The sequence below is a fragment of the Microbacterium testaceum genome, from assembly GCF_001476655.1.
GTDB lineage: Bacteria > Actinomycetota > Actinomycetes > Actinomycetales > Microbacteriaceae > Microbacterium > Microbacterium testaceum_C.
In genome coordinates this window covers 1-578 of sequence record NZ_LDRT01000198.1, presented here as the reverse complement: position 1 = coordinate 578, position 578 = coordinate 1, and the positions used below count along the sequence as shown (strand labels likewise).

Sequence of the window (578 nt, the reverse complement as noted above, 5' to 3'; positions counted from 1 at the left end):
CGACGACGTCGCCGCCGCCGCGAACGCGTATGCCGCGCGGGCCGGCAGCTGATTCGTCCCACTCGTCGTCGCGGGCCTGCTCGCGGCTCAGCCGCCGATCACGACGTTCAGCGGCTCCTCGCCGGCGCGGAGGCGGTCGATCTGCCGACGGACGAGGCGCGCGATGCGGGGGTGCATGGCATCCGTCGCCCCTCCGACATGCGGGACGACCAGGGCACCCTCCAGGCTCCACAGGGGGTGGCCGGCGGGCAGCGGTTCGGGGTCGGTGACATCGAGCGCCGCGCGGATGCGGCCGCGTCGCACGTGATCGACGAGGGCGTCGGTGTCGACGAGGGGACCGCGGCCCACGTTGACCACGAGCGCGCCGCCGGGAAGCGCCGAGAGAGCCGCGTCGTCGATGATGTGCCGGGTGGCGTCGCCCCCGGGGAGCGAGGCGATGAGGATGTCGGTCTCGGCGAGCACCTCGGAGAGCTTGCCGAGCGGGAACACCTCGACCTCGTCCTGCAGACGTCCGTGCGACGCGACGGCGCGGAGATCGACCTCGAACGGCTTCAACCGCGCGGCGATCGCGCGGCCGA

At 73.9% G+C, this 578-nt stretch carries 1 protein-coding gene; it reads right to left on the bottom strand.

The annotated features are described in order from the left end of the window. Window positions 1-87 precede the first annotated feature (87 nt). Window positions 88-578, bottom strand: a 491-nt coding sequence (locus NS220_RS18260; RefSeq protein WP_275934689.1) for an NAD(P)-dependent oxidoreductase, incomplete at its 5' end; no start/stop codon positions are given.